This is a genomic window from Kitasatospora sp. NPDC001095 (assembly GCF_053598615.1).
Genome location: NZ_JBSFKQ010000029.1, coordinates 88,220 through 96,219, shown reverse-complemented (window position 1 = coordinate 96,219; position 8,000 = coordinate 88,220). Strand labels below are relative to the sequence as shown.

The window sequence follows — 8,000 nt, the reverse complement described above, 5'->3', positions numbered from 1 at the left end:
CAACGGCCGACTCATCCGAACCGCGCCGAACACCTACAAGATCACCCTCCCCGACGCCTTGACACCGCCGCCCAGTCCTTAACTTCGTGGCATTGGCCCCACATCTGCCGGTGGCAGTAGCCCTCCGGCTGCCCACCCCGCCCCTCCAGCCACGACGGAGCGGGCAGCGCGGCCCTCACAATGGCCCACTCCGTGTCCGCCGTGTCCGAGTCGTAGCGGCGCACACGGTCCGGACGGTCACCCGCATTCCCGAACCGGTGAGCGAGACAATCACACGATCGGGCAGCCGAGTTGGACTCAACCGGTATGACAGCGAAAGACTGCGACACAGGGCCTCCTGTGGTGGTTCGGGCGTCGACAACCTCGAACTGAACAGGAGGCCCTGCCTTCATGCGCGCACCAGTTGGAGATCACGCGACCGGGGCGCCTCGTTCGAACCGATGCTCACCATGATCGGTACGACAACGGCTTCTGAGCTTGTCGTTTTACCTTCGGTGATCAACTCGAGATTGTTCGAGCCGGTCACCCACATGGGGATTTGCCGGACAGGGCGACGACCTCCGTCTCACGCTGTGTGATGTCGAGTCGCACAACAGAGCCGGAGGCCGTCGGTATCGATTGTGGTCTGAAGCCGTTCGCCAGCAGGCAATCTCGGAACTGTCCTCCTTTCGAATGGACTTGTACGCCTCGATGCCCCGCCGTGGGGACGCGCTGTTCGAGCTGTCGGATGCCCTGCTGTGCGCTGACGGTCCGGTCCGCGCCCTGGTCGAGCTGGCCCTGGCGCCCGAGCACCGGCGTTCGCATGCCTCCCTCTACACCGCCTTGAACCGGGGCGACCTTGACGCTGACCGCCTTCGGGCCGCGAGCGCGGCCCGAAGCGTGCCCCGCGGCCCGGGTGGACGGATCGTGCTCGCCGTCGACGTGTCCGCCTGGCTGCGGCCGGACGCCAACACCAGCGACGGCCGTTCCTTCTGTCACACCTACGGCCGTCGTGAGAACACGCACGAGATGGTGCCCGGTTGGCCCTACTCCTTCGTTGCCGCCCTGGAGTCGGGCTCGACGTCGTGGACGGCCCTGCTGGACGCCAAGCGTCTCGGACCCGGCTCGGACACCGCGGCCGTCACGGTCGACCAACTGCGAGTGGTCCTGCACGGCATCCTCGACGCCGGGCACTGGAAGCCCGGCGACCCGCCGGTGCTGGTCGTGGCGGACGCCGGCTACGACGGCCCGCGCCTGGCCTACCTCCTGCGGGACCTGCCTGTCCAGATCGTGGTGCGGATGCGCTCCGACCGGGTCTTCTTCAACCCCGTGCCCGACGACTACCGGGTGGGCCCCAAAGGCGGCAAACCCCGCAGTCACGGAGCCCGGTTCGCACTGGCCGACCCCGCGACCTGGCGCGACCCCGACAGTGACGGCAAGCACACCACCCGCCGCTACGGCACCGTCCGCGTCCGCGTCTGGCACCGTCTGCACCCCCGCGTGTGGCGACGCTCCGCCTGGAGCAACCATCAGGGCCAACTCCCAACCATCGAGGGGACTTTGATCCGCCTCGACGTCGACCACCTGCCCTCCGGCGGCACCCCGAAGCCGGTCTGGCTGTGGTTCTCCGATCCCACACCCTCCGTCGCGGACACCGACACCGCCTGGCACGCGTTCCTGCGGCGTTTCGACCTGGAGCACACCTTCCGCTTCCTCAAGCAGACCCTGGGCTGGACCCGTCCCCGCCTGCGCGAACCCGCTGCGGCCGACCGCTGGACCCACCTGGTCCTGGCCGCCCACACCCAGCTCCGCCTCGCCAGAACCCTGTCCTCCGACCTTCGCCGACCTTGGGAGCGACCCCAGCCCTCCGAACGCCTCACCCCCGCCCGGGTCCGGCGAGGGTTCCGCAACATCCGCACGACCTTGTCCTGTCCAACTGCTGTTGCGAGACCCTCCCGACCCGGCCCAGGACGCCCACCCGGTCAGCCCAACCGCCACCAAGCCCCCACCTACGACGTCGGACTCGCCCTGGGCACCAACCAGTAGCGAACAGGCAGGCGAGAGTCCGAACGCAACAGAAGATGATCACCGGAGGTAAAACGACAAGCTCAGCAGACCCACCACCGGCTTCCCTCCGCCACGACCGACCCGGCAGAGCGCCGGGCGGCAGTGACGCGGGCGATCGACTACCTGCGCGCCGAGGGCTTCACGTACGACTGCCCGGCCGACCTGGTCGACCAAACGGCCGCTCCCGCTGCCCGACACGTTCCGCACCCGGGCCGCGCCGACCCGGCGGTGCGGGCGCGCTACGGCGAGGTGTCGAGGTGGACGGCCAGCGCGAGGCGATCCGCGCCATCCTGGCCTGGTTTGAGCACTGGCGCGACGGCCACTCCTGGCCGTACTGGATCACCCCCGGCCACCTGGACGGCGACGACGATGCCCGCGTGCCACTGGCCCCGCAGCGGCCGAGCTGGTGCTACGGCACTGCCGGCGTCGCACGCGCCCAGCAGCTCGCCGCCCGCGCCCTCGACGACTCCCGTCTGCGCCACGATGTCGAGAGCTTCCTCGCTGCCGCGTTGGTGGACCCGAAGGCGCTCGCCGCGACCACCGACCTGTCCGCCTGCCACGGCTTCGCCGGGCTCGCCCACATCGCCCACCGCGCCGCCTCCGATGCCCTCCCGCACAACTCGGCCCGTCTGCGCTCCGCGGCCTCCCTACTGCTCGACACCGCGCACCCGCCCCACACCGACCCCGACGAACAGGCGCACCACCTCCTCGCAACGGCCGGACCCGGACTCCTGGAGGGCGCCGCCGGCACCGCCCTCACCCTCCTCGCCCCCGCGACCGGCACCGCTCCCGCAACCAGCTGGGACGCCTGCCTCCTGACCTCCTGACCTCCTGACCAAGGACTCCTTCGATGACCACCGGCTGGATCCAACACAACCTCACCTTCGCCGCCCCCGGCGCCGTCGAACAGATCACCGCCCACCACCTGACCCCCGTCCTCACCCACGCCCAGAACTCCGGCGCGCTGGAGGACTGGTGGTACATGCGGAAGAAGGGACTACGGCTGCGCTACCGCGCCGCCGCCCCCGCCCCCGTCGCCACCGCGCTCCTGGACACCCTCGTCGACGTCGGACTCGTCTCGGGCTGGGTCACCGTGGTCCACGAACCGGAGGCCGACGCGTTCGGCGGCCCCGAGGCCATGGAGATCGCCCACCGACTCTTCCACGCCGACAGCCGATGCCTCATGGCCCGTGCCGCCAAGCCCGGCCTGCCCGCACTCGGCCGCACCGAGACCTTCGTCGTCCTCGTCTCCGCCATGCTCCGCGCCGCCGGCCCCGACTGGTACGAACAGGGCGACGTGTGGGCCAAGTTCGCCGCCGAACGCCCCACGCCTCCACCCCTCGCACCCGAACGGGCCACCGCCCTGACCACCAGGATGCGCCGCCTCATGACCCTCGACACCCGCCAACTCTCCCGCCCCGGCGAACCGCTCGCCGGACACACCGACTGGGTCGACGCCTTCGAGGAGACCGGACAGGACCTCGTCCGCCTGGCCCGCGACGGCCGCCTCCGCTCCCAGGGCGAGCGAGACCGCGTTCACCGCGCCGACCAGGACGTCCGCCCCGTCCTCCCCGTGGTGGCGTCCGCGCAGCCCGGCGACCTCAATGCCGCCCCGGGCGTGAAACTCGTAGAACGTGCCGACCGCGGCGAGCTTGCGGTTCCCGCTGGACGTCGTGCAGTGGTGCTCGACCGTCGGCAACACCGCCACTGCCCCGTTGCGGGCCAGTGGCGGCAGCCGCGGCGGGTGCTGGACCTGACGGTGTGCCCACGGTTGGCTCAGACAAGCGGGCGGGGCCGGGCGGATGCCCATAGTGTCTTCGACGGACGATCCGCCCGCTCTCGCGCCGGGAGCAGGCATGACCTGCACCGGCCCGAGCCGCCGCACCCGAGGGGCAGCACCATGTCCGACTTCCCGCAGGCTGACGACTCCCTCGGCCTGATGACCCAGTTCTTCGTCGAAGACGTGAACAACCACAGATTCCGCTACCACCTGCTCCGGCTCCAGGCGATGGCCGGCCTGACCGAACAGGACGTCGAGGAACTCGGCGAGCTCGGTCGGCTGGTGTTCCAGAACAGCCAGACACCGAACCGGGCGGCGGACCAGGCGGCCAAGATCGCAGGCCGACCCGATGCCAGTCAACTGGCCGTCACCATCGCCGGCATCGTCCAGGGCAGTGCACGAGGCATGGGTCCGGACGCCGCACCGAACATCGAGCGGGTCCTGATGGGCACGTTGATCGGGGCCTACCTGTCCACGGGCGACATCCCGAACCACGACGGCCCGACGCTCGCCTCCCTGGGCGCGATCGCCGGAGCGGCCGCCATGGCCGTGGGAGCATTCACCATGGACACGATCAGCCGAATCCCGCCGGGCGAGTACCTGACCACCTCGGACTGACAGCTACCTGGGGGCGCGGACCGGCCAACACCTCCCGAGCACGCGCCAGCCGAACCTGCGGCGGCGGCGCGGGTGCGCCGAGGCGGCACGGTGCGGGCGGAGCGGAGCGGAGCGGGGCCGGTCGAGGTGGTGCTCATGGTGATCCCTCTCTGGGTCGGTCATGTGGCGATGTAGTCGTCCGCGAAGGACATCGCGCGGCCGATCTCGTGCGGCTGGAGCATCCTGAACAGGACCTTCGAGAGGTCGTACCCGCCGCTCGGGGTGATGAACGCGAACCGGTCGCGGGTGGGGAGGGTGCCCATCGGGTCACTGACCGGCTTGGCCCGGCCGTTGCCGTAGTACGGGCCGAGCAGGCCGTCGCCTGGGGTGATCAGCCCTTGGTGGTTGCCGCCGGCCGACAGTGTGAAGCCGGCCTCGCGGCAGATGTCGGCGCCGGCGAAAACCGACTTCCGCGCACCAGCGGCAGAAAGGAAAACGGGATGGGTCATGCAGTGAACTCCTCCGGCCGAAGGGGAAGTTCGTCGTCCCGGTCGCCGACGTGCGAAGCGGCCAGTGCGACCACCGTAGGGTCGAACCGGTCCAGGACCTGCTGAATCCGGCTCGCATACGGACCGAAGACGGCCATGAACTGGGCCGCGGGCATCTGCTGCCACTGCCGGGAGAAGAACGCCTTCGGCTCTGTTCACTTTGCAGAGCAGCGTTTCGACGGCAGTTCGGGAGGCAGCACCTGAACCGGATGCTCACGAGAACGGGCAGCACCTCGCTGGTGACCGGTAGGACGCCGACTACCGCCCGCTCGGGGCCCAGGACAAAAGCGCTGGCCACGGGCGCAGGTGGCAGCCACCACCGCGCTGCCGAGCGCCGGCGGGTGACTCCCGTCCTCGTGAACATCGGGTCGTCCGGTCCGCGGGCGCCTCCCAAACCCGTGAACATCTGACTTCACGAGTCGTGAACAAAGCCAGGGCGAAAGCTTCGTCCCGTAGGGCGGTGCACCTGGCTACGCCACCGACTCGGGTAGTCGATACGCAAGGGTCGGAGTGGGAGGTCGGGCCCGCCGACTTCCCACTCCCCCACTGCGGGGAGGCCTGGACGGCGGAGCGCGAGGGGTGCTCCGCCGTCGGTAACGGCCGGGTCAGGTGCAGTCAGTGCCGCCCGGGCCGCCGAAGAAGAAGTACTCGTTCCACGGATCGGGAGCATTGCCGACCGTGATGGTGTAGCAGTTCGGCGATGTCTGGACGCCGGTCAGCTTCGCCGACTGGGCTGTGTTGTCGGTCGCGAAGTAGTAGATGTCGCGCTGGTAGGCGGCGAACTGCCAGCCGGCGTCGGCGAACGCGCCACTGCCCATCGGCGGCCACGCCACGTTGTTCACCACCTCGCCGCCGTAGTCGATGTCCTGGGCGTTGGTCGCGAGCGGGCCGCTGCCGAACAGCGAGCCCGGGTAGTAGCCGACCGCGTTGCTCGCCTGGGTGCCGCCCAGGTAGAGCCACCAGTTCCCGCCCGAGAGGTAGTAGGACACCTCGAGCTCGTACTGCGGGCCACCCGAGACGCTCACCGGGGAGATCGTGCCGCCGAGGGCCCAGGCGCTGTTCGTCTGGACGAACGCCGAGCAGTCGAGGTTGTAACACCCGGTGTTCTGGTAACCGTCGGCCGTCCAGTAGATGAAGAGGACCGGCTGGGTGGTGCCGTACTTCCCCGGGTAGACCTGGTAGCCGCACTCGACGGTCTGCACGGGTGAGCCGCCGGCGTACCAGTGCTGGGAGAGCGAGAAGACCTCCGACCCGACGTTGGGGTCCCAGACGTTGATGAAGTCGTGACCGCCGAGGTTGTCGACCCCCTGGAAGGCGTGCGCGTACTTGTGGGTGCCCGCGGCGGCCTCAGGAGGGCTCAGTCGGGGGTGGCGGCCTTTCCCCTGCGGATACTTCCGGTGGAAGTTCTGCACGCCGCCGGTCCTCGCCACCTCCTCCAGGGTGACGCGGCGCATCGCGATCGTGCCGGGCGGGCACGACATGGCGTGGCCGAACTTATCCAGCCGGTCGGACCGCAGCTGCGGCTGGATCGGCGTGCCCTGACCGGCGCCCCGTGGCCCGGCCGCGTCCGGGGCGTCGGGGGGCTCGGGCGGAACGCTGAAGGCGCCCCTGAGGGCGGGCTGGCTGGCGATCGGGACACAGTCGAAGACCTGCCCGTTGTCGTCGACGAAACTGTGAGTGACCTCGACACCTGCGTAGAGGTTCCTGACGTGTTCTGCCGCCGCGGAGAAGTCCTCCGCGTTGGTCGTACCCGCCACCGCCCGGAGCACGAAGTCCTCGTGCCGGGCCGAAGCGAGGGAGTCCATGAACTTGGCGAAGCTGGGGAAGGCCCGGTCGTCCTGCGGCGCCATGGTCGGTTCTCCTTTGGTCGCTGCGCGTGGTGTTCGGAATTGCGGTTCCTCTGCCTCCACGCTAGGTCCGGATCCGGCCAGTGTCCTGCCAGGGATCGGGAGTTGTGGACCATGCAATTGAATCCTCAAACACGCCGGACGTGACGCCTGGACCAGCCCCTCGCCTTCCCCATCGCCCCATCCTCCCCAGCCCGGTGACGGCCGGATGCGGCGTCTCGCCGACAGCGCGGGTCGCAGTGAGGTCGGCGGCCAGCAGGACGATGTCCAGGTGCGTGTGGCGCAGCGCCTCGATGTGTGCGGGAGCGGTGGCCAGGGTGGCGGGCCGATGCAGGGCGTCGAGGCTGCTGCGGGCACTGCGGATTCGCTCGGAGACCCCGGTGAGGGCGGTCGGCAGGTGGTGGTGGGAGGGCAGGGGAGAACTCCGGGGTCAGAGCCGCTTGACGGCGGAAGGGCCTGGGGCGGGCGCGGTGGCGGAATGCCCGGTGTCGGGGCCGGTGCGGAACGGCCGGGCGAGGACGGACCGCAGACGGGCAGCCACCCCGCGGGAGGGGCGTTCGGCCTCGACGGCGGGCCGGACGGGCTTGGGCGCGGACCGGGGCGCGGGGCTGTTCGCGCGCAGGTGGCCGGCGGCCTTAGCTGTGTGAGGTTGCGATCAGTCTTCGGGTTCTGCCCTCACCTGAGAGCAGAGCCCGGTAGAACGGTTGGTCGTGACGCGCAGGCAACTGACGGACAAGCAGCGGAAGTTGATCGATTCCTATCTGCCGATCGGGAGGTTCGGACCGCACCCCGAGCGGCTTCGGGAGCAGTTCGAGGGCGTGACCTGGCGGTTCCGCTGCAGCGCCCAGTGGCGGAAGATGCCTTCCGAGTTCGGTCCCTGGCCGACGGCCTACCCCCCCCTTGGCCGCCAGCACGGCGTAGTACGCCATCGGGCCGTGGCCCTTGGAGAGCAGGAAGCGGTCGCGGTCCTGCGCGTCGGCGGTCTCCGGGGCCACCCGCAGCACCCGGTCGTAGAGCACCCAGAGCGCGACCAGGGTGGAGGTGGCGGCGGGGCCGTGCTTCTCGTCGCCGGTCATCAGGCCCATCAGGGCGGGCAGGTCCTCGAAACGGGTGCCGGTCCCGGCCTCGGCCGTCGGGTTCGTCGTCATGCCCCCGATCGTGCAACTTCAAGTCGACTCGAGG

General features: G+C 70.0%; 5 protein-coding genes and 2 pseudogenes. 4 read left to right on the top strand and 3 right to left on the bottom strand.

Going from position 1 to position 8,000, the window contains the following annotated elements:
- Window positions 1-672 precede the first annotated feature (672 nt).
- The 3 genes from ACWDBB_RS23160 to ACWDBB_RS23150 are packed head-to-tail and all read left to right on the top strand — an operon-like array spanning window position 673 to window position 4,444.
- Window positions 673-2,025, top strand: a complete 1,353-nt coding sequence (locus ACWDBB_RS23160) for an NF041680 family putative transposase (protein ID WP_449791416.1) — start codon at window positions 673-675, stop codon at window positions 2,023-2,025.
- Window positions 2,026-2,060: 35 nt separating this feature from the next.
- The gene (locus ACWDBB_RS23155) at window positions 2,061-2,873 is read left to right on the top strand and encodes a lanthionine synthetase LanC family protein (RefSeq protein ID WP_449791415.1); all 813 of its coding nucleotides are present in this window, start codon (window positions 2,061-2,063) and stop codon (window positions 2,871-2,873) included.
- 23 nt (window positions 2,874-2,896) lie between these two features.
- Window positions 2,897-4,444: a thiopeptide-type bacteriocin biosynthesis protein gene (locus ACWDBB_RS23150; RefSeq protein WP_449791414.1), complete on the top strand. Its 1,548-nt coding sequence runs from the start codon at window positions 2,897-2,899 to the stop codon at window positions 4,442-4,444.
- A gap of 158 nt (window positions 4,445-4,602) precedes the next feature.
- Here ACWDBB_RS23150 and ACWDBB_RS23145 read toward each other — a convergent pair whose 3' ends face one another.
- Together ACWDBB_RS23145 and ACWDBB_RS23140 are read right to left on the bottom strand one after the other, a co-directional pair.
- Window positions 4,603-4,932 (bottom strand): hypothetical protein, encoded by a 330-nt coding sequence (locus ACWDBB_RS23145; protein ID WP_449791413.1) that lies wholly within the window; start codon window positions 4,930-4,932, stop codon window positions 4,603-4,605.
- Between the two features lie 644 nt (window positions 4,933-5,576).
- Window positions 5,577-6,821: a neprosin family prolyl endopeptidase gene (locus ACWDBB_RS23140; RefSeq protein WP_449791412.1), complete on the bottom strand. Its 1,245-nt coding sequence runs from the start codon at window positions 6,819-6,821 to the stop codon at window positions 5,577-5,579.
- 707 nt (window positions 6,822-7,528) lie between these two features.
- On the opposite strand from ACWDBB_RS23140, the pseudogene ACWDBB_RS23135 reads away from it, so the two are divergent.
- Window positions 7,529-7,711, top strand: a pseudogene (locus tag ACWDBB_RS23135) (transposase); the annotation flags it as partial.
- Here ACWDBB_RS23135 and ACWDBB_RS23130 read toward each other — a convergent pair.
- A pseudogene (locus ACWDBB_RS23130) lies at window positions 7,637-7,966 on the bottom strand (transketolase); the annotation flags it as partial. The pseudogenes ACWDBB_RS23135 and ACWDBB_RS23130 overlap by 75 nt on opposite strands.
- Window positions 7,967-8,000 lie beyond the last annotated feature (34 nt).